This is a genomic window from Pseudarthrobacter ribosi, assembly GCF_055412865.1.
Map to the genome: position 1 here is coordinate 21,977 of NZ_JBVAYZ010000007.1, position 25,977 is coordinate 47,953.

The following is a 25,977-nucleotide window of genomic DNA, read 5'->3' on the forward strand; positions in this document are numbered from 1 at the left end:
AAATGAAACAGCAGCATGCCCGTGCAGCTATCGGTCTGACAGCCCTGGGCGCTTTCCTTGTCGCATGTTCGGGAACCTCTCCGGCAAGCACGCCGTCCACGTCTGCCTCGCCGGCCGAAGCAACGCAGGCATCCAAAGCGGAAGGCAACTTCACAGCCTGGGCCGAAGGCAATGTTGCAACCACGTACAACCCCGACCTCGTCCCCATCGGAGGCAAGGCCGAGGCCACCGTGTCAGTCCGGGGCGAGGGGACCGAAACGAAACTGATGGTCCACGCTCTGATGCCGAATCGCCACTATGGTGCCCACGCCCATGTGAAGCCGTGCGGGGTCGACGGAGCCGCCGCGGGACCGCATTACCAGGACCGGATTGATCCGGTGACACCCTCCGTGGATCCCGCGTACGCGAATGCCGACAACGAAATCTGGCTGGATTTCCTCACGGACGCCGAAGGCAACGCGTCCGTGGAATCCAGCGTTGCTTGGAAGGCCCGAGGCGGCGAAGCACAGTCCATCATCATTCATGAGACTCACACCATGACCGAAGCCGGCAAGGCGGGAACCGCCGGCACCCGCCTGGCTTGCATTGATGTGGACTTCACCCCGACACAGTGACGCGACAGCAACTTGCCGCAGTGTCATAGGCGGTGGCCCAGGCCTGGCCCGAGACCTCCCAGGCTGCCGGACCCGGTTCCACTGGACAACGCGCTGGCAGAGGATCACCCTTGGACTTAACCCTCCGACGGCGCATCGCTGACCTCGGGCGGTCGCGTGCCGCCGGTGTCGGGCACCCATGAGATGTCGGTTCCGTCGGGTTCGCTTGAACATGGCTCCGTGACGACTGGAGGACCGGCGACATGACGAACAGCAACGCTTACGATCATCACGGGCGAACATCGCGGACTTCGAGGAACGGTGCGCGGCGACGGTGGACGCTCTGGTTGATCCCGGCCCTGACCGCCGCACTCGTTGTGCCGGCGGTGTCGAGCGCCGGCACCTCGAACGCTCGGAACGCGGCGCCGGCGGACACGGACGTCCTGATCGAATGGAACACCATCGCCCAAGACCACGTCATCCCACTGCGCCCCACGGCTCACGGCCAGCTCCGCGGCATGGCGATGGTTCAAGGCGCGGTGTACGACGCAGTGAACGCCATCGACCGCGGGTACCAGCCCTATCTGCTCGACGTCGACGGCGTCGGGCCGGAGGCATCGCTTGATGCGGCGATCTCGACCGCCGCACACCACGTGCTCGTCACGCTGGTCCCGTCGGACCAAGTAGCTGGCCTCGACGCCGCGTACGAAGGTACGCTCGCGGGCGTCACCGACGGCCCGAACAAGGACGAAGGCGTCGCCTCCGGTGAGGCCGCCGCGGCGGCGATGATCCTCGCGCGCACCGACGACGGGTTCATGACCCCGTTCGAGTTCGACATCGGACCCGATCCCGGCGATTGGCGGCCCGTCACGCCCGATGCGCTCGATCCGGACGCCTGGGTGGCCAATCTCAAACCGTTCATCATCGAGAGTCCCGACCAATTCCGCTCGGAGGGACCCAACCCGCTGAGGAGTGCCGAGTACGCAGCGGACTTCAACGAGGTCAAGGAGATCGGTGCGCTCACGAGTACCACTCGAACCGACGACCAGACCACTTCTGCCATCTTCTGGCAAGCCACGCCGGTGGCAATCTGGAACGGCGTGTTCCGCAGCCTCGCCGTGGAGCACGGACTCGACGTGGCCGACGCGGCTCGGCTGTTCGCGATGACCAACCTCGCCGCCGCTGATGGCGCGGTCGCTTGCTGGAACGACAAGTACTACTGGAACTTCTGGCGTCCGATGGCGGCGATCCGCGAAGCCGACACCGACGGCAATCCGGAGACTGCAGCCGATCCCACATGGAAACCGCTCTTCGATCCATCGACAGCGACCGTCCCGCCGCTCGGCACACCGCCGTTCCCGGACCACCCATCCGGTCACGGCTGCGTCAGCGGCGCCACTCTCTACGCGGCGCAGGAGTTCTTCGGCACGGACGAGGTCACCTTCGACGTGAACTCCGGTCGCTTCCCCGGCAAGCCACGGCACTTCGACGGATTCTCAGCGGCGATACAGGAGATCATTGATGCTCGCGTCTGGGGCGGCATCCACTTCCGCACCGCCGACGTGCAGGGCGCCGAGCTCGGCAACGAGGTGGCGTTGTGGCTCAGCGATCACTACTTCCAGCCGGCGCGCCATGACCGTCGCTGAGTCCTGCGACCAGTGGGTGGTGGCGGAGATCCCCGGCGCGATCGAGAAGCTGCCCGCCGGTGGCGTGGTCGGGCGCTTCATCGCGATGAACGAGTAAAGGCCCCCGCCCGGTGGCCGTTGCAGCACCCGTTGACTCGGGTGCCGCAGCGGCCGCTGCGGGTTGCAGTGGTGCCCGCTCCTGACCGGACAATGTCGGCGATCTAGGGCAGGATAGGTCTGTGAGCACAGGGAACACTGCAGCAGAAGCCGACACGCACACCCCCTCCGAGGCCGTGCGCGAAGAGTACGAGGTCCTCGTCGAGGAGGTCCGCAAGCACCGCTTCGCGTACTACCAGGAGGACGCGCCGATCATTTCGGACGCCGAGTTCGACGAGCTCTACCGGCGGCTGGAAACGATCGAAGCCATACACCCGGAACTCGTGGCCAACGATTCCCCGACCCAAGAAGTGGGCGGCGAGGTGTCCGCCGCCTTTACCGCCGTCGAACACCTGCAGCGGATGTACAGCCTGGAGGACGTCTTCTCCCTTGAGGAGCTGGAGGCGTGGATCGCCAAAGCGGAGGCGAACATCGCCAGGCTCGGCAACGGGACCCCAGCCTGGCTCACCGAACTCAAAATCGACGGACTCGCCGTCAACCTGCTCTACCGCGACGGCGTGCTGATCCGGGCCGCCACCCGCGGCGACGGCACCACGGGGGAGGACATCACCCACAACGTCCTCACCATCAAGGAGATCCCGCAGCAGCTCCGCGGCGAGGGCTTCCCCGCAGAGATGGAGGTCCGGGGCGAGGTCTTTATCCCGTCCCAGGCCTTCGCCGAATTCAACGAGGCGCTAATCGAGGCCGGCAAGGCGCCGCTGGCCAACCCCCGCAACGCCGCCGCCGGCTCGCTGCGCCAAAAGGACCCCGCGGAAACCGCCAAGCGCCCGCTCCGGATGTACGTGCACGGCATCGGCGCCCGCGAAGGACTCGCCACGGCCAGCCAATCGGAGACCTACCGTCGGCTCGCCGAGTGGGGTCTGCCCACCAGCCCGTACTTCGAAGTCCTGCCCGGGCTGACGGACGTGCTGGCATTCATCACCCGCTACGGCGACAAGCGCCACAGCCTCACCCACGAAATCGACGGCATCGTGGTCAAGGTCGACGACTTCGCCACCCAGCGCGCGCTCGGCTACACCTCCCGGGTTCCGCGCTGGGCCGTGGCGTACAAGTATCCGCCCGAGGAAGTGAACACCAAGCTGCTGGACATCGCGGTCAATGTCGGCCGCACCGGCCGCGTCACCCCGTACGGCGTGATGGAGCCCGTCAAGGTGGCCGGCTCCACCGTGGAAATGGCCACCCTGCACAACCAGGAGGTCGTCAAGGCCAAGGGCGTCAAAATCGGCGACATCGTGGTGCTGCGCAAGGCCGGGGACGTCATCCCGGAGATCGTCGGGCCGGTCCTGGCCCTGCGGGAGCAGCAGGATCCGCCGGTCCGGGACTTTGTGATGCCCACCGAATGCCCCGCCTGCGGCACCCCCCTGGCGCCGGCCAAGGAGGGGGACGTGGACATCCGCTGCCCCAACGCCCGCTCCTGCCCGGCGCAGCTGCGCGAACGCGTGTTCCACCTCGCCGGTCGCGGCGCCTTCGACATCGAGGCCCTCGGCTGGGAAGCCGCCATCGCCCTGACCCAGCCGGAGGAGCCCGAGACCCCGCCGCTGACCACCGAGGCGAACCTGTTCCGGCTGACCCCCGCGGACCTCGCCGACGTCCGCATCCGGCGGGAGAAGCGCTCCAAGGGCGTGGCCACCGGCGAGTTCGAGCTGGTGCCGTACTTCTTCAGCAAGGGCACCGCCAAGGCCCCGTCCAAACCCACGGCCACCACGGAGAAGCTGTTCCGCGAGCTGGAGAAGGCCAAGACCCAGCCGCTCTGGCGGGTCCTCGTGGCGCTGTCCATCAGGCACGTCGGCCCGAGGGCCTCCCGCGCCCTCGCGACGGCCTTCGGCAGCATGGACAACATCCGGCAGGCCTCCGAGGAGGAGCTCGCTCACGTCGACGGCGTCGGGCCGGTGATCGCGGCGGCCCTGACCGAATGGTTCACCGAGGACTGGCACCGCGAGATCGTCGACACCTGGGCGGCCGACGGCGTCCGGATGAAGGACGACCGCGACGAATCCATGCCCCGGACCCTGGAGGGACTGACAATCGTGGTGACCGGCAGCCTGGAGAGCTACAGCCGGGACGAGGCGAAGGAAGCCATCCTGATCCGCGGCGGCAAGGCATCCGGCTCAGTCTCGAAGAAGACGGACTACGTTGTGGCCGGCGAGAACGCGGGCACCAAGCTGGACAAGGCCGAACAGCTCGGCGTGCCGGTCCTGGACGAAGACGGCTTCCGCGCGCTGCTGGCCAACGGCCCGGCGGACGGCCCGGCGGACGGTCCGGCGGACGGTACCGCCGGTCCTTCGGCGGGAAGTCCCGCGGAACCGGGCGCCGCCGCGGACGACGACGCCGGCGACGGCGCTGTTGAGGACGCCGAAGAGGACCACCAGGAAGTCGTGGCCGAGTGAGCGGCGGCTCCGCCGACCGGTCCGCCGATTTCCTGCCGGCCGCGTTGCTGGAACTCGCACAGCAGGCGGCAGCGGCCGGGGCTGCGGTGCTGGCCGGCCGGAACGCGGCCCAGCTGGACGTCAACAACAAGGGCGACTCCGGGGACTGGGTGACCGCCTTCGACCTCGCCGCGGAAACCGCCGTCCGGGACGTCATCACCGCGGCGAGGCCGTTCGACACGATCACCGGCGAGGAGGGCGGCACCGTCCTTCCGGCGTCGCCCAGCGGCTACCGCTGGTCGATCGACCCGCTCGACGGGACCACTAACTTCATCCGCAACATCGTCTACTACGGCACCTCCGTGGCCGTGGCGGACCCCGACGGCGTCTGGCTGGCCGGCGTCGTGAACGCCCCGGCCCTGGGCCGGCGGTACTACGCGCTCCGCGGGCAGGGCGCCTGGCTCGAGGAGGATGGCCGGCTGACGCAGCTGTTCGGACCGGTCGCGGGCCGCGCCGGGCAGATCCTGGCCACCGGTTTCAGCTACGACCCGGACGTGCGGGCCGAACAGGCGGCCGGGCTGGGCAGCATCATGGACGGCTTCGCCGACGTCCGCCGGCTCGGGTCCGCCGCCTTGGACCTCTGCCTCGTGGCGGACGGCACCCACGACGCCTACGGTGAACGGGGCCTGAACGAACACGACTTCGCCGCCGGCGCCCTGATCGCCGAGGAAGCCGGCTGCTGGGTGCGCCGACCGCGGCTGACCAGCCCGCTGGACGGCGGGCCCTCCGACGACGAGCGCCTCGCGGCCTGGACCTGCGCCGGGACGCTGGAACTCTCCGGCAAGTTCCCGCTCTGACCCTGACCCCGCGGGCAGCGCCTCTGAACCTGCGGGCAGCGCCGTTCTGATAGTTCAGTCACGGAAACGGGTGTTCCGTGACCCGGCGCGGGAGCCCGCCCGTACCATGGACAGGTGCATCCTCAGATCCTCATCCGCCCCGCAGTTCCGGCCGACTACGACGCCATCGCGCGCATCACCCGGGACGCCTATCTGGCCGCAGGCTACTTTGCGAGCGCCGACCACCCGTACATGCGGCAGGTCCAGGACGTGGCCCGGCGGGCCGCGAAGGCCACCATTTGGGTGGCGCAACGCGAGGGAAGCATCGTCGGCTCCGTGACCCTCGCCGTCGCCGGCGAACCCTACGCGGACATCGCCGAGGCCGACGAGCTGGAATTCCGGATGCTCGTGGTGGACCCTGCCGTGCAGCGCAGCGGTGCCGGCAAAGCCATGGTCCACGCCATCCTGGACCATGCCCGGTCGCTGCCCGGAATCAACGCCGTGGCACTGACCACGGGCCTGACCTGGGAAAGCGCCCACGGGCTCTACCAGAAGACCGGCTTCCAGCGGGCGCCGGAGCGTGACTGGATCGTGCCGGACACCGACATCAGGCTGCTGGTCTACCGCCAGGAGCTGTAAGCCGCCGGACGGCTGCCGGGACGGAAAGAGCCGGAGGGCCGCCGCTTTCGGTGGGGTAGGGTTTGGGACAATCGCAACGCTCACCCTGGAGGATCCATGGCACCGCACATCCCCGGCTCAATCGACGAGAAGCTCCTCGGTCTGTACCTCTCGGACCACCTGACCGGCGCCACCGCCGGCCTCTCCCGGATCCAGCGCATGGCCGAGGCCTTCGCCGACACTCCGGTGTCCGCCGAGCTGTCCCGGGTCAGCGCGGAAATCACCCGGGAACGCGACGTGCTCTCCGGCCTGATCCAGGACCTGGGCCTGCGGCGGCGCCCGCACCGGCAGGCCGCCGCCTGGCTGGCCGAGCACGCCGGCCGGCTCAAGCTGAACGGGCGGATCGTGCGCCGGTCCCCGCTGACCATGGTGCTGGAGGCCGAGCTGATGCGCGCCGCGATCCTGGGAAAGCTCGGCGGCTGGCAGACCCTGGAAGAGCTGGCACCCGAGCTCGGACTCGACCCGGTGACCTTCAGGAAATTCGGAGACGACGCCCGGTCCCAGATCGAGGCCCTCAGCCGCGTCCACGAGCACGCCCGCAGCAACGCCTTCCGCAAGCACCGGGACATCAGCACCTGACCGTCAAAAGCTCATTCTGCGACCTGCAGTCTCCGTCCGGGGGCACTTTGGGCACAATGTTCGACGCCGGCGCTTTAGATGACGGCGTGTCCGCGCCAATGTGCCCCCGGAGTGCCGAAAGCCTCGGCAGCGGGGTGCAGCCCGGCAGGAACCCCACCCGGCCGACACACTTGCGCCGGGTTACCGGCAGCGCCGCCCGCCGCCCTAAAGTGGTGCCGACTCCACGGCACACTGCGAAAGGCACCTCCATGCGCAAGACCTTCGGCACCGGTTCCGTCTGGGAACAGAAGGTCGGCTACTCCCGGGCGGTCCAGGTGGACAACACCCTCTACATCTCCGCCACCGCCGCCAGCGGCGAGGACGGCGTGGTCGGCGGGGACTTCTACACCCAGACCCGCTCAATCCTGGACAAGCTCGGTACCGTCCTGGCCGACGCCGGCTTCGGCTTCGCCGATGTGGTGCAGTCCAAGCTGTACCTGACGGACATCAGCCAGTGGGAGGAAGCCGGACGCGCCCACGGTGAAGTCTTCGGCGAGATCCGCCCCAGCCTGGCCCTGGTCCACGTGCTGCCGTTCCTGGACCCCACGATGCTGGTCGAAATCGAACTCGTCGCCCAGAAAAGCACCAGCTGACCCCGCGTTGCTTCGGGGCGCCGGGTCAGGCGCCTGCTGAGGGCGGCAACCCGTAGCGGTGCTCGGGCCGGCCGGTGGTGCCGTAGCGCAGCTGGATGTCGACGGCGCCGTCGTCGGCCAGCGCTGAGAGGTACCGCTGCGCGGTTGCCCGGGAGACGCCCACGCGGGTGGCCACCTCGGCCGCCGAGTACTGCTCGCCCGGCTCCAGCGACTCCAGCACGGCGGCCTCGGTGGCGGACCGGGGCTTGGCCGAGGGAATGACGTCCCCGGGGATCAGCGCGCGCTTGGCCCGTTCCACCGTGTCCTGCGTGACATTCCCCGGCTGGGCCAGGATCCGCCGGTAGCGCGCATAGGAGCGCAGCTGCTGGGACAGCGACTCGGCCGTAAACGGCTTGAGCAGATAGCCCAGCGCCCCGCGCCGGAACGCGAGCCGGAGCGAGGCGGTGTCCGAGGCGGCGCTCAGGATCATCGTGTCCACATCCAGCTGGTGCAGCAGGTCCAGCCCCGACGCGTCCGGCAGAAACACGTCCAGCAGCACGAGGTCGGGGCGCAGGCTGTGGATGGCCTGCAGCGCCAGCGACGCCGATCCGGCCGGGGGCAGGGCCAGGAACCCCGCCACCGAGTCCACATAGGCCGCATGCAGCTTGGCGACGTGGAAATCGTCGTCCACTATCAGCACCCGGAAATCCTCAGACATCGTTGTCCCTTTCGTTGGGCGCCGTCTCATTGAGCGCTGTCGCATTGGGCGCCGTCGTCCCCGGAAGGGTCGCCATGAACACCGCGCCGGGTCCGCCGGCGGAGCCGGGGTCCAGCACCTTCACGTCCCCGCCGCGGCGGCGCGCCAGCTGCCGGGCCAGCGCGAGGCCAAGTCCCTGGCCTGCCCCCGCCCGGGCCGGGCGCTCCGACGTCGTGAATCCTTCCGCGAACACCGCGTCCGCACCGCCCGCCTCGGCGGCAGGCAGTCCGTCGCCGGAATCCCCGACGACGATCAGCAGCGTCCCGCCGCCGGCCCCGGTGCCTTGCTCGTCGAGCACCTCTACCTCGACCCAGCGCTCCGCCGCGGAGCCCGCGACGGCGGCATTTACGGCGTTGTCGATCAGGTTGCCCAGGACCGTGGTGACTTCCTGCGGCTCGGTGACCTGGCCCCGGACGAGGGTTTCCGGGCCGAGCCGCAGGGTCACGCCGCGTTCGTCCGCTTCCACGCCCTTGGCGCCGAGGAAGGCCTGCAGGTACGGGTCCTGGAGCAGCTCGGCCTGGTCCACGGGGAACTTCAGCGGCCCGGTGGCGGCCAGTCGGGCCAGGTAGTCGCGGGCCTGCTGGTGCTGGCCGATGCTCATGAAGCCAGCGATGGTGTGGAGCTGGTTGGCGAACTCGTGCCGCTGGGCCCGCAGCGCGGTGGACATGGTGCCGACGGCGTCCAGCTGGCGGGTCAGCTGCTGGAGCTCGGTCCGGTCCCGCAGCATGACCACCCAGCCCAGGTCCTCGCGGCCGTGCAGCGCCTTGCGGGCGCTCGCCACCAGCACGCGCCCGCCGGCAACCAGTTCCACCGCGTCGCCTTCCGCGGCGTCGGCCCGGGTCAGGGCGGGCAGCTGGGCCGGCACGGGGGCGTCGGCCCACGGCGTTCCGGTGAGATCGGGCTGGCCCAGCAGGCGCTGGGCCGCGGAGTTGAACACGCTGATCCGGCCGTCCGCCGCGACGCCGATCACGCCGTCGTCGACCCCCTGCAGGACCGCGACCTGGTCGTGGACGAGGGTGCTGATTTCCTCCGGTTCCAGGCCCAGGGTCAGCCGCTGGAGCCGGCGCCGGAGCAGGAAGGAGGCGAGCACGCCCACCACCAGGGCGCCGGCGGCGGTCAGGGCGATCGGGACAATGTCCCGGGACAGGCTCTGGCTGATGGATTCCGTGGAGTAGCCCACGCTGACCTCGCCGATCACCGCCTCCGAGCCCGGGGCGAACACGGGAACCTTGGCGCCGGCAGACGGTCCCAGCGTCCCGGTGTTCCGGGTGGTGACCTCCTTGCCGGCCAGTGCCTCGGACGGATCCGTGCTGACCCGTTCGCCCAGCCGCTCGGCGTCGGGGTGGGCAAGCCGCAGGCCGGTCTCATCGGTGATGACGACAAACAGGGCCCCGGTGCGGGTGCGCGCCCCCTCGGCGGCGGCCATCAGGGGACCGGTCAGCAGCTCGGCCGGCGGGGGAGTGCCGGGCAGCGCGCTGATCTGCTGCACTTCCGCGCGCACCTCGGGGTCCGAGGCCACAGTCCGGGCCAGCGTCAGGGCCTGGTTCTCGGACTCCCGGCCCAGCCGCTCGTAGGTCAGCCAAGCATGGACGGCAGCGCTGAGGAGGACCACAAGCGCCACGACGCCCAACTGCAGCAGGAGGGTTTGGGTGGAGAACCGCAGGGGAGTCCGGCCGGTCAAACGCCGGCCGGTCAAACTCGGGCCGGGTAAGCGTGGCACGGCGGTCCTCCTTCGGGTGTGAGCACAATGCGCAAAATGCGTCCAATAAGCAGTATGCCAATCAAATGAGGCAAAGACCCAGCCGTGACGCGCGCCACTCTAACGTCTGTAGTACGCATCACACCGGGGTGGTGCGATTCAATGAAGAAGGAGCCGGCCGTGCTGGTATTACTAGGATTCGCCATGATCGCGGTATTCATGGTGCTCATCATGACGAAGAAACTGACACCAGTGCTGGCGCTCATCATCGTCCCCACCGTCTTCGGACTCTTCGCCGGCGCAGGCCTCGGCATAGGCCCTATGGTCATGGACTCGATGAAGTCGATGACGTCCACGGCCGCCCTGCTGATGTTCGCCATCATCTACTTCGGCCTGATGATCGACGTCGGGCTCTTCGACCCGCTGGTCCGGTTCATCCTGCGCAAGCTCGGCAACGACCCCGCAAAGGTGGTCCTTGGCACGGCCATCCTCGCAGCGGCAGTGTCTCTCGACGGCGACGGCTCCACCACCTTCATCCTCACCACCGCGGCCATGCTGCCGGTCTATCTGCGCCTCAAGATGAGCCCGGTGGTCCTGACCTGCGTGGCGGGCCTCGCCAACGGCACCATGAACATCCTGCCCTGGGGCGGCCCCACCGCCCGTGCCGCAACCGCGCTGAAGCTCGACGTCAACGATGTCTTCGTCCCGATGATCCCCTCGCTGATCGCCGGGCTCGTGGTCGTGTTCGTCTTCGCCTGGCTCCTGGGCCTGCAGGAGCGCAACCGGCTCCGCGCCACCGCCCCGGAGATCTGGGCCGACGGCGCCGGATTCGACGGCGGCACCGGCGGCAGCCGCACCGGCCGCTTCGGGTTCGGCCGCACGGGCTCCGCCCCGGCCGGGGGAGTCCCCGCCGCCGGCGGTTCCTCGGTCGCCGTCCTGGAACGCACCGAGGACCTCGTGGACGACCGCGATTCCGCCATGGCGGACACCGCACTGGACCCCAACCGCGCCACCCTGCGTCCCAAGCTGTTCTGGTTCAACCTCGGCCTGACGGTGGCAGTCATGGTGACGCTCGTTGCCAACATTGTTCCGCTCCCGTACGTCTTTATGGTGGGTTCCGCCATCGCCCTGCTGGTCAACTTCCCGAATGTCAAGGAACAGAGCGCCCAGCTGATCGCCCACGCGCCCTCGATCGTCGCCGTCGTCAGCATGGTCATGGCCGCCGCGGTCCTCACCGGCGTCCTGAACGGCACCGGCATGGTCAAGGCGATGTCCGAATGGCTCGTGGCGATCATCCCCGCCGACATGGGCCCGTTCATGGCCATCATCACCGGCGTGCTGAGCATCCCGATGACGTTCTTCATGAGCAACGACGCCTTCTACTTCGGCGTCCTGCCGGTCCTTAGCGAGACCGCGGCCCACTACGGCGTCAGTGCCGCGGACATGGCCCGGGCCTCGATCACCGGCCAGCCGTTCCACCTGCAGAGCCCGCTGGTCCCCGCGATCCTGCTCCTCGTGTCGCTCGCCAAGGTGGACCTGGGCGACCACCACAAGAAGGTCCTCTGGCGCACCGCCGTCATCTCCCTGGTCATGCTCGCCGTCGGTGTCCTCACCGGAGCCATCGGCATCGGCTAACAAACCCACGAGGTGACAGTTCGCGCCGGTGTTTGCTCAAAACATCGGCGCGAACTGTCACTTCGGCGTTAACACCCTTGCCGCAGGGGGTCCGCCGGGAAGTAACAGCAGGCGAACCCACGTAGACTGGGACGGAAAATAATCCGAACTTGCAGGGGAGATCCATGGCTGCGATCAACCGCGACGACGTCGCGCATCTCGCGCGTCTCGCGCACATCGAGATGAGTGCTGAAGAGCTCGACAGGATGGCCGGCGAACTCGCCGTCATCGTCGATTCAGTGAAATCCGTCAGTGAAGCCGCCGGTGATGACGTCCCGGCCACGTCCCACCCGATCCCGCTGACGAACGTGTTCCGCGAGGACGTTGTGGGCCACACTTTCACGGCCGAGGAGGCACTCTCCGGCGCCCCCGATGCGTACGAAGGCCGTTTCAAGGTCCCGGCAATCCTGGATGAGGGCTAAGAACATGACTGAGAACAACGCACTGATCCGCTCCTCCGCCGCGACGCTCGCCGGCAAGCTGGCCGCCCGCGAAGTCTCCGCCGTCGAGGTCACCCAGGCGCACCTGGACCGCATCGCCGCCGTCGACGGCAAGGTCCACGCCTTCCTGCACGTCAACACGGACGAGGCGCTCGCCGTCGCCGCCGAGGTCGACGCGATCCGCGCCGCCGGCGGTGCCGCTGCACAGGAGCTGCACGCCCTCGCCGGGGTGCCGATCGCGGTCAAGGACCTGATCGTCACCGTCGGCCAGCCCACCACGGCCGGCTCGAAAATCCTGGAAGGCTGGCACAGCCCCTACGACGCCACCGTGGTCAAGCGGCTGCGCGCCGCGAAAATGCCGATCCTGGGCAAGACCAACCTGGACGAATTCGCGATGGGCTCCTCCACCGAGCACTCCGCGTACGGCCCCACCCACAACCCCTGGGACCTGGACCGGATCCCCGGCGGCTCCGGCGGCGGGTCCGCGGCCGCCGTCGCGGCCTTCGAGGCCCCGCTGGCCCTCGGCACCGACACCGGCGGCTCGATCCGTCAGCCCGGCGCCGTCACCGGCACCGTCGGCGTGAAGCCCACCTACGGCGGCGTGTCCCGCTACGGCGCGATCGCGATGGCCTCCTCGCTGGACCAGATCGGCCCGGTCTCGCGCACGGTGCTGGACTCCGCCCTGCTGCACCAGGTCATCGGCGGGCACGATCCGCACGACTCCACCTCGCTGCCGGACCCGCTGGAGGACCTCGTCGCCGCCGCGTCGATCGGCAACGTGCACGGCATGAAGATCGGCATCATCAAGGAACTCCACGGCGAGGGCTACCAGACCGGCGTCGAGAACCGCTTCAACGAATCCCTCGAGCTGCTCAAGGGCGCCGGCGCCGAAATCGTGGAGGTGTCCTGCCCCAACTTCAAGTACGCCCTGGGTGCCTACTACCTGATCATGCCCTCGGAGGCCTCCTCCAACCTGGCCAAGTTCGACGGCGTCCGGTACGGCCTGCGCGTGCTGCCCGAAGACGGCCCGATGACGATTGAACGCGTCATGGCCGCCACCCGCGCGGCCGGCTTCGGCGACGAGGTCAAGCGCCGCATCATCCTGGGCACCTACGCCCTGAGCGCCGGCTACTACGACGCCTACTACGGCTCGGCCCAGAAGGTGCGCACGCTGATCCAGCGCGACTTCGACGCTGCGTTCGCCAAGGCCGATGTCCTGATATCCCCGACGGCGCCGACCACCGCGTTCAAGCTCGGCGAGAAGCTCAACGACCCGCTGGCGATGTACCTCAACGACGTCGCCACCATCCCCGCCAACATGGCCGGCGTCCCCGGGCTCTCGCTGCCCGGCGGCCTGGCCGACGAGGACGGGCTGCCGGTCGGCGTCCAGTTGCTGGCCCCGGCCCGCCAGGACGCCCGGCTGTACCGCGTCGGTGCGGTGCTGGAATCCCTGCTTGAGGCCCAGTGGGGCGGCCCGCTGCTGGACCAGGCCCCTTCCCTGACGGCCCCTGCCCTCAATGACACCGTCGCGAGCCACGGAGGTTCCCACTAATGTCTGACGCAACCCTCAGCTTCGAAGAGGCGATGGAGAAGTACGATCCCGTCCTGGGCTTCGAGGTCCACGTGGAGCTCAACACCAAGACGAAGATGTTCTCCTCCGCCCCGAACGTGTTCGGCGACGAGCCCAACACCAACGTCAACGAGGTGGACCTGGGCATGCCCGGCGTGCTGCCGGTGGTGAACAGGACCGCGATCGAGTCCTCGATCAAGATCGGCCTGGCGCTCAACTGCACCATCGCCGAGAGGTGCCGCTTCGCCCGGAAGAACTACTTCTACCCGGACACCCCGAAGAACTTCCAGACCTCCCAGTACGACGAGCCCATCGCGTACGACGGCTACCTGGACATCGAGCTCTCCGACGGCACCGTGTTCCGCGTCGAAATCGAGCGCGCGCACATGGAGGAGGATGCCGGGAAGCTGACCCACATGGGCGGCGCCACCGGCCGCATCCAAGGCGCGGACTACTCCCTCGTGGACTACAACCGCTCCGGTGTGCCGCTCGTCGAGATCGTGACCAAGCCGATCGAGGGCGCCGGCAGCCGTGCACCCGAACTCGCCAAGGCCTACGTCGCCGCGGTCCGCGAGATCGTCAAGAACCTCGGCGTCTCGGACGCCAAGATGGAACGCGGCAACGTCCGCTGCGACGCCAACGTCTCGCTCCGCCCGCACGGCCGCGAACGCTTCGGCATCCGCTCCGAGACGAAGAACGTCAACTCGCTGCGCGCTGTGGAACACGCCGTCCACTACGAGATCCGGCGGCACGCCGCCGTCCTGGACTCCGGCGAGCCGGTCATCCAGGAGACCCGCCACTGGCACGAGGACACCCGCTCCACGACCTCGGGCCGGCCCAAGTCCGACGCCGACGACTACCGCTACTTCCCGGAACCGGACCTGGTCCCGATCGTCGCTTCCCGCGAGTGGGTCGAGGAACTCCGGGCCACGCTGCCCGAGCCGCCGGCCGCCCGCCGGAAACGGCTGCAGGCCGACTGGGGCTACTCCGACCTGGAATTCCGCGACGTCGTCAACGCCGGTGTGATGGACGAGATCGAGGAAACCATCGCCGCCGGCGCCACCGCCACGGTGGCCCGCAAGTGGTGGATGGGCGAAATCGTCGGACGCGCCAAGATCGCCGACGTCGACCCCGGCCAGCTCGGCGTCGCACCGGTCACCATCGTGGAACTGAACACGATGGTCGAGGACGGCAAGATCAACAACAAGATGGCCACTGAGGTCCTCGACGGCGTGCTCGCCGGCGAAGGCACCCCGGCGGAGATCGTGGCGAAGCGCGGCCTCGCCGTGGTCTCCGACGACGGGCCCCTGCTCGAAGCCATCGACGCGGCCCTCGCCGCGCAGCCCGGCGTCGCGGACAAGATCCGCGGCGGCAAGCTCCAGGCGATCGGCGCAATCGTCGGCGCCGTCATGAAGGCCACCCGCGGCCAGGCCGACGCCGGCCGCGTCAAGGAGCTGATCCTGGAGCGCCTCGGCGTCGAAGGCTAGGTCCGCCAAGCCCCACCCATCAAGCTCGCAGTTGTTGTCGTGTCAGAACGGCAACACCTGCGAGCTTGCCGGGTTAACGGGGGCCATGTTCAGCCAGCCGCTCCGGCCATATGCTGGGGCCCAAGGTTCCGGTGACAGGCCGGGCACAGGGGGGAAGGGCGAACCAATGGTGGCTCCACAGCGCACCGGATGGCGAAGTGTTGTATTGGCGGGCGGAATCGTCATCGCCCTCAGCGGTGCCGGGGCGGCTGCGGTCTGGGCCGGCACCGCACAGTCCGTGACCCCGCTAACCTTCCCCACGACTTGGGCGGCCCAGCCACCCGGTAATGCGCCCGCAGAAGGGCAGGCCCGGAAGAAAGGCCATGCCGTCCCACTGCATGGCGAAAGCGTGGTCAAGAAGGGCGACGGCGGATTTGAGACCCGGCTGACGCAGCAGGGCACCATCGAGGCCGTTGGCAGTGCGTCGATCACCGTCAAGAGCGAGGACGGCTTCAGCCAGACCTACGCCATCAACGCCGGAACAAAAATCACGAAACTGCCCCCTCCTGCCGCTGACGGCACCATACCGAGAGACAGCGCGGGCAAGCGGCTCAAGCCCGCCGCCGCCACCGCAGCGGACCTCAGGACCGGGGAACAGGTGCGGATCACAGGCGTCAAGGACGGGTCCGGCATCACTGCCGGGCACATTGTTGCCGGAGCCCCGGGCGTTCAGGGGCCGGGCAACGGAGTGGGCAAGGGACTGGGCAACGGACTGGGCAAGCACCTCGGAAACGGGCACTGGAAGGACAAGGCCGCGGGGCAGGCCCCCTAGGGCCGGTCAGTGACCAGCTCGGTCATGATGGTCTGCAGTGCCTCGCAGACCATCATGACCGACCGGCGTTTAAGGTTCTCCGGGCGGGCCAGGATGTCGATCCGGCGCCGGGTGCTGATGCCCTCGAGCGGCCGGAGCACAATGCCCGGGTTCAGCACCGGCCGCGCCGTGTACCGCGGCAGCAGTCCGACCACGCCCCCGGTCGCCACCAGTGCCGCCACCGTGGAGTAGTCGTTGATCCGGTGCACGATGTTCAGTTCCCGGCTGGAGACGGCCGCGACGGCGGAGAGCACGTCCGCGGGGGAGTAGCCGGTGCGGCTGGTCACCCAGGGTTCCCCGACGACGTCGTCCGCCGTCACCGCATTTTGGCCGGCCAGGCGATGCCCGGCCGGCAGCGCGACATCCAGCGGCTCGTGCGCAAGCGGTATCACCGCCACCCGCTCCCCGGGCCAGCGCGGGCTGTGGTCCATCCGGTGCGCGAGGACCAGGTCATACCGGGCGGTCAGCGCGGGGAAGTCCTGCTGGGCGACGTCCTCGTCGGAGAGCAGGATCCGCGGCTGCCCCGGCCCGGCCAGCAGCCGGGCGAGCGGGGCGAACAAGGCCTGGCCCGCGCTGTGGAACCCGCTCAGTGTCACCGGCGCCACCGGCGAGCCGTGGTACGCGCCGATCGCCGTCCGCGCGTCCGCCATGGCGCTGACGACGGCGGCCCCGGCGTCCGCGAGCACCTGCCCGGCCTCGGTCAGGACCAGGTTCCGGCCCTCCTTGCGGGTCAGCGGCACATCCACGGATTTCTGCAGGGCGGCCAGCTGCTGGGACACCGCCGAGGGCGTCACGAGCAGGGATTCGGCAACGGCCTTGACGCTGCCGAGGGCGCCGAGTTCACGGAGCATCTCCAGCTGGTGGATTTCCATGCCGCCCAGTCTATGCGCAAGTAAAAGCTAAATCGTCGATTGAGAAAAATCCGGTTGTGCTAACGCTTTGCAGCGGCTCTAATGGGGTGAGTTGACCCGCACGAGCTGCCCCTGGCAGCGGATCTACCCGTGCCTGCCGAAGGCACAGACAGGAAGGCCCATGAAAGCTCTCTACAAGGCCGGCGCCCACGCAGGGTTCGAGCTCGTGGACCGTCCCGAACCGGAAACGGGACCCGGCGACGTCAAAATCCGTGTCATGACCACCGGCATCTGCGGCACCGACCTGCACATTCAGTCCTGGGACGCGTGGGCGCAGGGCATCATCAACGCCCCCCTGATCGCCGGCCACGAGTTCTACGGCGAGGTCGTCGAGACCGGCGAGGACGTCCTGGACGTCAAGGCCGGCGACCGCGTCTCCGGCGAGGGCCACATCGTCTGCGGCATCTGCCGCAACTGCCGCGCCGGCCGACGGCAGATGTGCATCAACACCGTCAGCGTCGGCGTCCAGCGCGACGGCGCCTTCGCCGAGTACGTCGTGATCCCCGAAACCAACGTGTGGGTCCACCAGGACCCCTCCGTGACGCCGGAACTCGGCGCCATTTTCGACCCCTTCGGCAACGCCGTCCACACCGCGCTCAGCTTCCCCCTCGTCGGCGAGGACGTGCTGATCACCGGCGCCGGGCCCATCGGGCTGATGGCGATCGCCGTCGCCCGCCATGCCGGGGCCCGCAAGATCGCGATCACCGACGTGTCCGCCCCGCGGCTGGAACTGGCCCGCAGGCTCGGCGTCGACCTCGCGATCGACGTCTCGAAGATGCGCGTCAGGGACGCTCAGCGCGAACTGGGCATGCGCGAGGGATTCGACATCGGAATGGAAATGTCGGGACACCCCACGGCGCTGCCTGAGATGATCGACAACATGAACCACGGCGGCCGGATCGCGATGCTGGGACTGCCCAGCCAGTCGATCGACATCGACTGGGGCAAAGTCGTCACACATATGCTGACCATGAAGGGCATCTACGGCCGCGAAATGTTCGAGACCTGGTACGCGATGAGTGCCATGCTCTCCTCCAACCCGGTACTGCACGCCAACATCTCCGCCGTCGTGACGGACACCCTTCCCGCCACCGACTGGGAAAAGGGCTTCGAGATCGCCCGCGCCGGCGTGGGCGGCAAAGTGGTCCTCGACTGGACCTGCTTCTAACCCGCCCCCGATTCGGCCCACCGACCCCACCAGCTGAGGAGCACAACCCATGTATTCAGCCATCAAGGACCAGTTACAGCACGAACTGGACGAGATCCGCAGCGCCGGCCTGTTCAAAACCGAGCGGCACATTGACTCGCCGCAGGCCAACCACATCAAAGCCGGGCAGATCGGCGAGTCCAGCGCGGACGTGCTGAACTTCTGCGCCAACAACTACCTGGGCCTCGCGGACCACCCGGAAATCATCGCCGCCGCCAAGGCCGCGATGGACGACCGCGGCTTCGGCATGGCCAGCGTGCGGTTCATCTGCGGCACCCAGGACCTGCACCTGGCCCTCGAGGAGCGTGTCTCCAAGTTCCTCGGCACCGAGGACACCATCCTGTTCTCCAGCTGCTTCGACGCCAACGGCGGCGTGTTCGAATCGCTCTTCGGCCCGGAAGACGCCGTCATCTCCGACGCGCTGAACCACGCCTCGATCATCGACGGCATCCGGCTCTGCAAGGCCCAGCGCTTCCGCTACGCCAACCAGGACATGGCGGACCTCGAATCGAAGCTGATCGAGGCCACCACCCAGGAGAACCCGGCCCGCCGCAAGATCATCGTCACCGACGGCGTCTTCTCGATGGACGGCTTCCTCGCCCCGCTCGAGGCGATCTGCGACCTCGCCGACAAATACGACGCCATGGTCATGGTGGACGACTCCCACGCCGTGGGGTTTATGGGCGCCAGCGGTGCCGGCACCCCGGAGCACGCCGGCGTCCCGGACCGTGTGGACATCTACACCGGCACCTTCGGCAAGGCCCTGGGCGGTGCGTCCGGCGGCTACGTCTCGGGCCGCAGCGAAGTCGTTGCGATGCTCCGCCAGAAGGCCCGCCCCTACCTGTTCTCCAACTCGCTGGCCCCGGCCATCGTTGCGGCGACGCTCAAGGCCCTGGACCTCGTGGAGAGCTCCGGCGAACTGCGCAGCAAGCTGTTCGCCAACGCTGCGCTGTTCCGGAGCCGGATGTCCGAGGAGGGGTTCGAGCTGCTTCCCGGCGAGCACGCCATTGTCCCGGTCATGTTCGGCGACGCCGTGATGGCCGCCAAAGTGGCCGACGCCATGCTGCACAACGGCGTCTTCGTCACCGCGTTTAGCTACCCCGTAGTCCCCAAGGGCGCGGCCCGGATCCGCGTCCAGCTCTCCGCCGCGCACAGCGCCGAGGACGTGGAAGCCTGCGTGCAGGCCTTCGTGCGCAGCCGCGCCGCCGTCGCCGGCTGAGCGGGGCTTCACCGGCACAGCAGACGGGGTTGCGGCGCCACAAGCGGCGCCGCAACCGTTCCGTCTGCAAGGATGGACCCATGTCAGCTAATTACGATGTCGTGATTGTCGGCGGCGGTATCGCCGGCCTGTCCCTCGCCTCAGCCCTGGCCGGAAAGTGCAGCGTCGCGCTGGTGGAGGCCGAGCAGACCCTGGCGTATCACGCCTCCTCGCGCTCCGCCCGGCAGCTGATTCCCAGCTACGGCCCGCCCGTGGTGCAGGAGCTCACCCTCCGCACCCTCGAACTGATCGCCGCCCGGGACGCGAACCGGCCCGAACCCGTGCTCTCACCGCGCAGCTTCATGCTGATCGGCGACGAGGCCACCGTCCGGGAGCAGGCCAGCGGCCACATGCGGCCAATCTCCCACGCCGAGGCCCTGGGACTCTGCCCGGCCCTGGTCCCGGACTCCTTCTCCGCCGCCGGCCTGGACACCGGCTCCTTCGCCTGCAACGCGCCCCTGCTGCTTGAGGACCTCCGCCGGCATGCCGAAGAGAACGGGGTGGACATCATTACCGGCGCCCGCGTCCACTCGGCCCAGCGCCTCGGCTCCGGCTGGGAACTCGGCGCCGGACAGGAAGGCTTCCAGGCAGCCGTGGTGGTCAACGCCGCCGGCGCCTGGGCCGACGAACTCGCCGTGCTCAGCGGCGTCGAGAAGGTCCAGCTGCAGCCGTACCGGCGCACCGCGGCGATTGTCGACGTCGAGCGTCCCCTCCCGGAAGGCAGCCCCATGGTGGCCGCCGCCGACGACTCCTTCTACTTCCGGCGGGACGGTCAACAGGTCCTGATTTCGCCCTCGGAACACGAACCGAGCGGGCCCGAGGACGCCCGGCCGCACCCGGGGGACATCGAAAGGCTCATCACCCGGCTCAACACCCTCACCACGCTGGGCATCCGCGGGGTCCGCCAGGCTTGGACCGGGCTGCGGACGGAAGCGGCCGACGGCGTCCCGGTGGTGGGATTCGACGCCGAGGCCCCCGGATTCTTCTGGCTCGCCGGCCAGGGCGGCTACGGCTTCCAGACCTGCTCCGGCGTCGCCGAACTCGCCGCCGGGCTGATCCTCGCCGGCCAGGGCGCGGCCGCGGATACGTCCCCGGCCCAGGGTCCGGCATCCCGGACAGTGGAGGCGCTGGCGGCGACGCGCTGGTCCATTCGGCGCTGAAGAATGGACTCATGAGCACCCTGATCACCAACATCGCCGAGCTGATGACCCAGGACCCGGACCACCGGGTCGTGAAAAACGCGGCCGTGGTGATCGAGGGCGAACGGATCGCCTGGCTGGGGCAGGCCGCGGACGCGCCGGCCGCCGACGAGTCCGTCGACGCCGGCAGCCGTGCACTGCTGCCGGGCTGGGTCGATTCGCACACCCATCTGATCTTCGCCGGGGACCGGACCGCCGAGTTCGAGGCCCGGATGGCGGGGGAGAGCTACAGCGCCGGCGGGATCGCCGTGACCACCGGCGCCACCCGGAGCACGGGCGACTTCGACCTCACCCGGCTCGCGCTGGGCCGGGTGGCCGAGGCCGTCTCGCAGGGCACCACCTACCTCGAAACCAAGACCGGCTACGGCCTGGACATCGACAACGAGGCCCGCAGCGCCCGGATCGCCTCCACCGTGGCGGACGAGGTCACCTATCTCGGCGCGCACCTGGTGCCAGCCGGGATGGACGCCGGGGAGTACACGGACCTGGTCTGCGGCCCCATGCTCTCCGCCGTGCGGCCGTTCGTGCGCTGGGCCGATGTCTTCTGCGAGCGCGGCGCCTTCGACGAGGACCAGTCCCGGCGCGTGCTCCAGGCCTGCCAGGACGCCGGGCTGGGCCTGCGGGTGCACGGCAACCAGCTCGGTGAAGGTCCCGGGGTGCGGCTCGCGGTGGAATTCGGCGCGGCCAGCGTGGATCACGTGAACTACCTGTCCGCCGCCGACGTCGACTCCCTCGCGGCCAGCTGGTCCGGCTGGGACGGCTGTGATAGCGACACAGGAACTCGTCGCGGCACGGTGGCGACGTGCCTGCCGGCCTGCGATCTGTCCACCCGCCAGCCGCTGGCGCCGGCCCGGGAACTGCTCGACGCCGGTGTGCAGCTCGCCCTGGCGTCCAACTGCAACCCGGGCACCTCCTATACGAGCTCGATGGCGTTCTGCGTCACCACCGCCGTGCTCCAGATGGGCCTCAGCGTCCACGAGGCCGTGCGTGCCGCGACGTACGGCGGGGCGCTGGCCCTCGGCCGGGAATCCGGGACCGACGTCGACGGCGAACGCGCCGTCGGCTCGATCGCCGTCGGCCACCGCGCGGACCTGCACCTGCTCAACGCGCCCTCCGCCACGCACCTGGCCTACCGGCCGGGCATGCCGCTGACCCACGCCGTCTGGCGCGCGGGGGTCCGCGCCCGCTAGGTGACAACCGCCCGGGTTCCGGAATGAGCCCGGCGGCTAGAAGAACATCGGCGGGGCGTCCAACACCGTCTCATCGACGCGCCGGGCCTCCCACTGGCTGAACGGCTTGTCCAGCTCGTACTTGCCCTCCCCGGTGCGGTACAGCGTGCGGACCTCGGCGTTGTCCGGGTTGTTGAGCGACTCGAAGTACTCCACGGACCAGTGGAACCAGCGCATGCAGAACAGCCGCATGGTGAGCCCGTGGGTGACAAACAGCGCGTTGGGGGCGTAGCTCGGCTTGGACCAGTGCCGGTACAGGGTCTCCATGAAGGAGGAGATCCGGTCATAGACATCCGAGCCGGACTCGCCTTCCCGGAAGCGATAGAAGAAGTGGCCGTAGGCGTTCCGGAGTTCCTTCTGGTCCTCGATCTCACCGGCGATCTGGAAGTTGGCCCAGTCCTGCTCCCGCAGTCGCGGTTCCTCGATCACCCGCTCCACCAGCGGGCCGAGGTTGAGCGCCTCCAGGGTCTGGTAGGCCCGCAGGTACGGGGAGACATACACGCACACCGGGCGGCCGTCCAGCAGCCGCCGGACCTGCTCGCCGGCCGCCCGGGCCTGCTCCACGCCGAGCTCGGTCAGCGGAATCCGGTAATCGGGCACCCGGTTGTAGATCGAGGTGTCGGCGTTGGCGGCAGACTGGCCGTGCCGGATCATGATGATTTTCCCGGGCGCACTCATAAACCCCAGCATAGGCGGCAATGCCGGTAGGGCCGGGCAAGCCAAGACCGGGCAAGATAGGAACATGCTCGTTCCCTCCCGCCGCCGCCTGCGGCTAGAAGTCTGGATCGTCCTGGGCCTGTCCCTGGGGCAGTCCGCCGTGTACTCGGTGGTCCAGTTGCTGGACAAGATGACCCGGGCGCCGCTGGCGGAGGGCACCTCCACGCTGAACCGTTCACAGAGCACCCGCGAATACTTCGATCTCACCTACCAGCTGCTCGATATCTTCTTCGCCCTGGTGCCGGTGGTCCTGGCGCTCTATTTCCTCACCGACCACCGGACGTCCGGCCTCCCCGGAGGCGGCAGCCGCGGCGTCACGGCATTCCAGAAGCTCGGCCTCAATTTCGACCGCCCCGGCAGGGACCTGCTGCAGGGGTTCGGCCTGGCGGCGCTGATCGGCATCCCGTCCCTGGGCCTCTACGCCGCGGGCCGGGCGCTGGGCATTACGACGGCGATCATCCCCAGCGCCCTGGATTCCTACTGGTGGACCGTGCCGGTGCTGGTTCTGTCCGCGATCCGGCACGGGATCGTGGAGGAAGTGATCGTGGTGGGTTACCTGCTGGACCGGCTCGGCAAGTTCGGCTGGAGCCTGCCGCTGGCAATCTTCACCAGCGCCATGCTGCGCGGCAGCTACCACCTCTACCAGGGCTTCGGGCCGTTCATCGGCAACGCCATCATGGGCGTCATCTTCGCGCTGGTCTACACCAAAACCCGGCGCCTGATGCCGCTGGTGATTGCGCACGCCGTGCTGGACGTCGTCGCGTTCGTCGGTTTCAGCCTCTTCGGCAAGTCCATCGGCCTCGGCTGACCCGCGTTGCCCTGAACAGCGGGCCGGGGGCGGGCTTAAAAAGTTTCGGCCGCCATCGGTGGGTGACGTCATTGGCACCCGCTGATGGCGGCCGAAGTGTTGGGCGGTGAATCGTTAGATGGTGACGGCTCCGGAGGCCGTCTCGAACGTGACGGAGAGGATGCCGGGTGTCCCGCGGGGGGCGAGCCAGTTCACGGCCACGTCTTCCAGCGGCTTCTCGACCGGGACGCCGAGCCATTCGGTGACACGCTCTGCCGAACCGGCGATCGTGAGGGCGGACATCTTGACGTTGCTCTCGTAGGCCCTCGACGGGTGGAGCTCCGGATCGCCTTCCCACTTGAGCATGTACGGGACCTGGGGGTCGGCGATGAGCCCGAGGATGCCGATCTGCTTCCAGACCAGTTCGCGGCCGTCCGGGAACTTGCGGTTGCCGTTGACGGCGTCGCGGCCGAGCCGCTCCTCGAACGGGGCGAGGTCGTCAACTTCGACGCACCAGCCCATCCAGCCGCCGCCTGCTTCGGAGCGGGCGCGGACGGCCTGGCCAAAGGGGGCTTTGTCGGACGCGGGGTGGTTCAGGACCTCCACGACCTCGACATATTTGTGTCCCGCGAGCGGGATGATCATGTTGCGGGTCCCGAATCTGGGGTGTACTCCGCCCTTCACGGCTTCGACGCCGAGGGCAGACGCAATTCGTTCGGTGGTGGCAGCGAGGCCATCTTGTTCACAGGCGTAAGAGACGTGATCCATGCGCATGCCCTCATCTTGACACTTTGTGATGCCCCTCTCAGCTTAGGTTCTCCTAACCGTGGTGGGATGTCATCTTTTGGGGGTCTCCGCCGGGCGCTGTTCCGCATCACCGCGGGGAACGGAAGGGCCGTCCCGGACCCTCCGGGTCCGCAACTTCATGTTCGTCACAAAGCTATCCAGAGCCCGGAACCGATTCCTAGACTGGGGTCAGGTCATGAGTGCCAGCACACAGCCCCGGCTTGCTGGCCGGCAACCCTCGTCACGCGGTGGGGTGCCCCGGGTGAAGACCTGGCCGTCCGGCACCCGCCGGAGGGCAAGCGCGGCGCCAGTGCCGACCCGGGCCGAGGGGCTCCGGGGCGGCCTGTGCCCGGTCCCTTAAGGAGTGTCCCGATGTCCAGTGCCTGGTCCTTCGAAACCCGCCAGATCCACGCCGGCCAGGAGCCGGACAGCGCCACCGGCGCCCGCTCGCTGCCGATCTACCAGACGACGTCGTTCGTCTTCCCCAGTGCCGAAAGCGCCGCCAACCGCTTCGCCCTCGCCGAACTCGCCCCCATCTACACCCGGATCGGCAACCCCACCCAGGACGCCGTGGAACAGCGCGTGGCCAGCCTGGAGGGCGGACTCGCTGCCCTCCTGCTGAGCTCTGGGCAGGCGGCGGAGACCTTCGCGATCCTGAACGTCGCCGAGGCCGGCGACCATGTGGTTGCCAGCCCCAGCCTCTACGGCGGCACGTACAACCTGCTGGCGCACACCCTGAAGAAGTTCGGCATCTCCGTGACGTTCGTGGAGGACCCGGACAACCTGGCCCAGTGGCGCGACGCCGTGCAGCCCAACACCAAGCTGTTCTTCGGGGAAGTGGTCTCCAACCCGCGCCAGGACGTGCTGGACATCGAGGGCATCTCCGAGGTGGCACACGAGGCAGGGGTCCCGCTGATCGTGGACAACACGCTTTCGACGCCGTACCTCATCCGGCCGATCGAATGGGGGGCGGACATTGTGGTGCATTCCGCCACCAAGTACCTTGGCGGCCACGGGACCGCGATCGCGGGCGTGATCGTGGATTCCGGCAATTTCGATTTCGGCAAGGACCCGGAGCGCTTCCCCGGCTTCAACACCCCCGACCCCACCTACAACGGCCTGGTCTACGCCCGGGACCTGGGCAAGGACGGCGCCCTCGGCGCCAACCTTTCCTACATCCTCAAGGCACGGGTCCAGCTGCTGCGCGACCTCGGCTCGGCGGTCTCGCCGTTCAACGCCTTCCTCATCGCCCAGGGCCTTGAGACCCTGAGCCTGCGCGTGGAGCGGCACGTCGCCAACGCCAGCAAGGTGGCGGAATGGCTCGAAGCCAGGGACGACGTCGAATCGGTCGCTTACGCGGGGCTGCCGTCCAGCCCCTGGTACGAGCGCGGCCGCAAGTACGGACCGAAGGGGACCGGCGCCGTCGTCGCCTTCAACATCGCCGGGGGAGCGGAGGCGGGCAAGCGCTTCGTCGATGCCCTCGAGCTGCACTCGCACGTGGCCAACATCGGGGACGTGCGCTCGCTGGTCATCCACCCGGCGTCGACCACCCACAGCCAGCTGTCTGCTGAACAGCAGACCGTCGCCGGGGTGAACCCCGGCCTGGTCCGGCTCTCCGTGGGCCTGGAGCACATCGATGACATCCTCGCCGATCTCGACGCCGGATTCCGCGCGGCCAAGAGCGCCTGAGCCCCCCCGGCGCCCGGCGTCCCGGCCCTGTGGCCCGGGCGCCGGGGCCGGACTGACGCCGCAAAGCGCGCGGCGAGTCATAAGTTCGTCACAATCTTCGCCACCGGGGCGCCGCATTTCGTAGACTCTGTGGAGGTCATGAGTGCCAGCGACAGCCCCGGCTTGCTGGCCGGCAACCCTCCTTTCGCGGCGGGGTGCCCCGGGTGAAGACCTGGCCTGCCGGTCAGCTGACGGCGGGCAAGCGCGAAGTTA

General features: G+C 68.7%; 23 protein-coding genes and 2 riboswitches. Of the genes, 18 read left to right on the forward strand and 5 right to left on the reverse strand.

The features are described 5' to 3' along the window. Window positions 1-2: 2 nt before the first annotated feature. The 7 genes from ACZYZ5_RS09145 (at window position 3) to ACZYZ5_RS09175 (ending at window position 7,486) form a co-directional block, all read left to right on the forward strand. Window positions 3-614, forward strand: coding sequence for a superoxide dismutase family protein (locus ACZYZ5_RS09145; protein ID WP_463901143.1), 612 nt, complete (start codon window positions 3-5; stop codon window positions 612-614). A 242-nt stretch (window positions 615-856) separates the two neighbouring features. After that, window positions 857-2,239 (forward strand): vanadium-dependent haloperoxidase, encoded by a 1,383-nt coding sequence (locus ACZYZ5_RS09150; protein ID WP_463901144.1) that lies wholly within the window; start codon window positions 857-859, stop codon window positions 2,237-2,239. 218 nt (window positions 2,240-2,457) lie between these two features. Beyond that, on the forward strand, window positions 2,458-4,782 hold the full coding sequence (gene ligA / locus ACZYZ5_RS09155) for an NAD-dependent DNA ligase LigA (protein ID WP_463901146.1): 2,325 nt from the start codon (window positions 2,458-2,460) through the stop codon (window positions 4,780-4,782). Then, window positions 4,779-5,618 (forward strand): inositol monophosphatase family protein, encoded by an 840-nt coding sequence (locus ACZYZ5_RS09160; protein WP_463901148.1) that lies wholly within the window; start codon window positions 4,779-4,781, stop codon window positions 5,616-5,618. Before ligA ends, ACZYZ5_RS09160 begins: the two co-directional genes overlap by 4 nt. A 114-nt stretch (window positions 5,619-5,732) precedes the next feature. Then, window positions 5,733-6,236 carry a GNAT family N-acetyltransferase gene (locus tag ACZYZ5_RS09165; protein WP_463901149.1) on the forward strand — a complete coding sequence of 168 codons (504 nt, stop codon included), beginning with the start codon at window positions 5,733-5,735 and terminating at the stop codon, window positions 6,234-6,236. A 96-nt stretch (window positions 6,237-6,332) separates the two neighbouring features. Then, the gene (locus ACZYZ5_RS09170) at window positions 6,333-6,854 is read left to right on the forward strand and encodes a hypothetical protein (RefSeq protein ID WP_463901151.1); all 522 of its coding nucleotides are present in this window, start codon (window positions 6,333-6,335) and stop codon (window positions 6,852-6,854) included. Between the two features lie 248 nt (window positions 6,855-7,102). After that, window positions 7,103-7,486 carry a RidA family protein gene (locus ACZYZ5_RS09175; RefSeq protein ID WP_463901153.1) on the forward strand — a complete coding sequence of 128 codons (384 nt, stop codon included), beginning with the start codon at window positions 7,103-7,105 and terminating at the stop codon, window positions 7,484-7,486. 25 nt (window positions 7,487-7,511) lie between these two features. Here the strand turns inward: ACZYZ5_RS09175 and ACZYZ5_RS09180 are convergent, their stop codons facing one another. Both ACZYZ5_RS09180 and ACZYZ5_RS09185 read right to left on the reverse strand, forming a co-directional pair. Then, entirely contained in the window at window positions 7,512-8,183 is a 672-nt protein-coding gene (locus ACZYZ5_RS09180) for a response regulator (RefSeq protein WP_463901155.1), read from the reverse strand. Then, on the reverse strand, window positions 8,176-9,942 hold the full coding sequence (locus ACZYZ5_RS09185; RefSeq protein ID WP_463901157.1) for a sensor histidine kinase: 1,767 nt from the start codon (window positions 9,940-9,942) through the stop codon (window positions 8,176-8,178). Before ACZYZ5_RS09185 ends, ACZYZ5_RS09180 begins: the two co-directional genes overlap by 8 nt. Window positions 9,943-10,101: 159 nt before the next feature. Between ACZYZ5_RS09185 and ACZYZ5_RS09190 the strand changes: the two genes are divergently transcribed. The 5 genes from ACZYZ5_RS09190 to ACZYZ5_RS09210 all read left to right on the forward strand — a co-directional run bounded on the left by ACZYZ5_RS09190 (window position 10,102) and on the right by ACZYZ5_RS09210 (window position 15,903). Then, complete coding sequence (locus tag ACZYZ5_RS09190; protein ID WP_463901473.1) at window positions 10,102-11,556, forward strand: CitMHS family transporter; 1,455 nt, start codon at window positions 10,102-10,104, stop codon at window positions 11,554-11,556. Window positions 11,557-11,720: 164 nt separating this feature from the next. After that, window positions 11,721-12,017, forward strand: coding sequence for an Asp-tRNA(Asn)/Glu-tRNA(Gln) amidotransferase subunit GatC (gene gatC / locus ACZYZ5_RS09195; protein WP_463901159.1), 297 nt, complete (start codon window positions 11,721-11,723; stop codon window positions 12,015-12,017). Window positions 12,018-12,021: 4 nt separating this feature from the next. Further along, window positions 12,022-13,587 carry an Asp-tRNA(Asn)/Glu-tRNA(Gln) amidotransferase subunit GatA gene (gene gatA, locus ACZYZ5_RS09200; protein ID WP_463901161.1) on the forward strand — a complete coding sequence of 522 codons (1,566 nt, stop codon included), beginning with the start codon at window positions 12,022-12,024 and terminating at the stop codon, window positions 13,585-13,587. Next, window positions 13,587-15,092 (forward strand): Asp-tRNA(Asn)/Glu-tRNA(Gln) amidotransferase subunit GatB, encoded by a 1,506-nt coding sequence (gatB, locus tag ACZYZ5_RS09205; protein WP_463901163.1) that lies wholly within the window; start codon window positions 13,587-13,589, stop codon window positions 15,090-15,092. The genes gatA and gatB overlap by 1 nt, the downstream gene beginning before the upstream one ends. A 388-nt stretch (window positions 15,093-15,480) precedes the next feature. Next, window positions 15,481-15,903, forward strand: a complete 423-nt coding sequence (locus ACZYZ5_RS09210) for a hypothetical protein (RefSeq protein ID WP_463901164.1) — start codon at window positions 15,481-15,483, stop codon at window positions 15,901-15,903. Here ACZYZ5_RS09210 and ACZYZ5_RS09215 read toward each other — a convergent pair. Further along, window positions 15,900-16,814: a LysR family transcriptional regulator gene (locus tag ACZYZ5_RS09215; RefSeq protein ID WP_463901166.1), complete on the reverse strand. Its 915-nt coding sequence runs from the start codon at window positions 16,812-16,814 to the stop codon at window positions 15,900-15,902. The genes ACZYZ5_RS09210 and ACZYZ5_RS09215 overlap by 4 nt on opposite strands. A gap of 160 nt (window positions 16,815-16,974) precedes the next feature. On the opposite strand from ACZYZ5_RS09215, the gene tdh reads away from it, so the two are divergent. From tdh to ACZYZ5_RS09235, 4 genes are all read left to right on the forward strand, one after another. Next, entirely contained in the window at window positions 16,975-18,021 is a 1,047-nt protein-coding gene (gene tdh, locus ACZYZ5_RS09220) for an L-threonine 3-dehydrogenase (protein ID WP_463901167.1), read from the forward strand. Window positions 18,022-18,070: 49 nt separating this feature from the next. Next, the gene (locus ACZYZ5_RS09225; RefSeq protein ID WP_463901169.1) at window positions 18,071-19,279 is read left to right on the forward strand and encodes a glycine C-acetyltransferase; all 1,209 of its coding nucleotides are present in this window, start codon (window positions 18,071-18,073) and stop codon (window positions 19,277-19,279) included. Between the two features lie 80 nt (window positions 19,280-19,359). Then, a complete protein-coding gene (locus ACZYZ5_RS09230; protein ID WP_463901171.1) occupies window positions 19,360-20,478 on the forward strand; it encodes an NAD(P)/FAD-dependent oxidoreductase in 1,119 nt (372 codons plus the stop codon). A gap of 11 nt (window positions 20,479-20,489) precedes the next feature. Beyond that, on the forward strand, window positions 20,490-21,707 hold the full coding sequence (locus tag ACZYZ5_RS09235; RefSeq protein WP_463901173.1) for an amidohydrolase family protein: 1,218 nt from the start codon (window positions 20,490-20,492) through the stop codon (window positions 21,705-21,707). 36 nt (window positions 21,708-21,743) lie between these two features. Here the strand turns inward: ACZYZ5_RS09235 and ACZYZ5_RS09240 are convergent, their stop codons facing one another. Next, window positions 21,744-22,424 carry a histidine phosphatase family protein gene (locus ACZYZ5_RS09240; RefSeq protein WP_463901175.1) on the reverse strand — a complete coding sequence of 227 codons (681 nt, stop codon included), beginning with the start codon at window positions 22,422-22,424 and terminating at the stop codon, window positions 21,744-21,746. Window positions 22,425-22,488: 64 nt separating this feature from the next. On the opposite strand from ACZYZ5_RS09240, the gene ACZYZ5_RS09245 reads away from it, so the two are divergent. Beyond that, window positions 22,489-23,271: a CPBP family intramembrane glutamic endopeptidase gene (locus ACZYZ5_RS09245; RefSeq protein ID WP_463901177.1), complete on the forward strand. Its 783-nt coding sequence runs from the start codon at window positions 22,489-22,491 to the stop codon at window positions 23,269-23,271. A 114-nt stretch (window positions 23,272-23,385) separates the two neighbouring features. On the opposite strand, the gene ACZYZ5_RS09250 is transcribed toward ACZYZ5_RS09245, so the two are convergent. Further along, window positions 23,386-24,024, reverse strand: coding sequence for a VOC family protein (locus tag ACZYZ5_RS09250; protein WP_463901179.1), 639 nt, complete (start codon window positions 24,022-24,024; stop codon window positions 23,386-23,388). A 204-nt stretch (window positions 24,025-24,228) separates the two neighbouring features. Next, a riboswitch (SAM riboswitch) is annotated at window positions 24,229-24,344 on the forward strand. Window positions 24,345-24,408: 64 nt separating this feature from the next. Between ACZYZ5_RS09250 and ACZYZ5_RS09255 the strand changes: the two genes are divergently transcribed. Then, on the forward strand, window positions 24,409-25,725 hold the full coding sequence (locus ACZYZ5_RS09255) for a bifunctional o-acetylhomoserine/o-acetylserine sulfhydrylase (RefSeq protein WP_463901181.1): 1,317 nt from the start codon (window positions 24,409-24,411) through the stop codon (window positions 25,723-25,725). Between the two features lie 134 nt (window positions 25,726-25,859). Further along, window positions 25,860-25,975: riboswitch (SAM riboswitch) on the forward strand. Window positions 25,976-25,977: the final 2 nt, after the last annotated feature.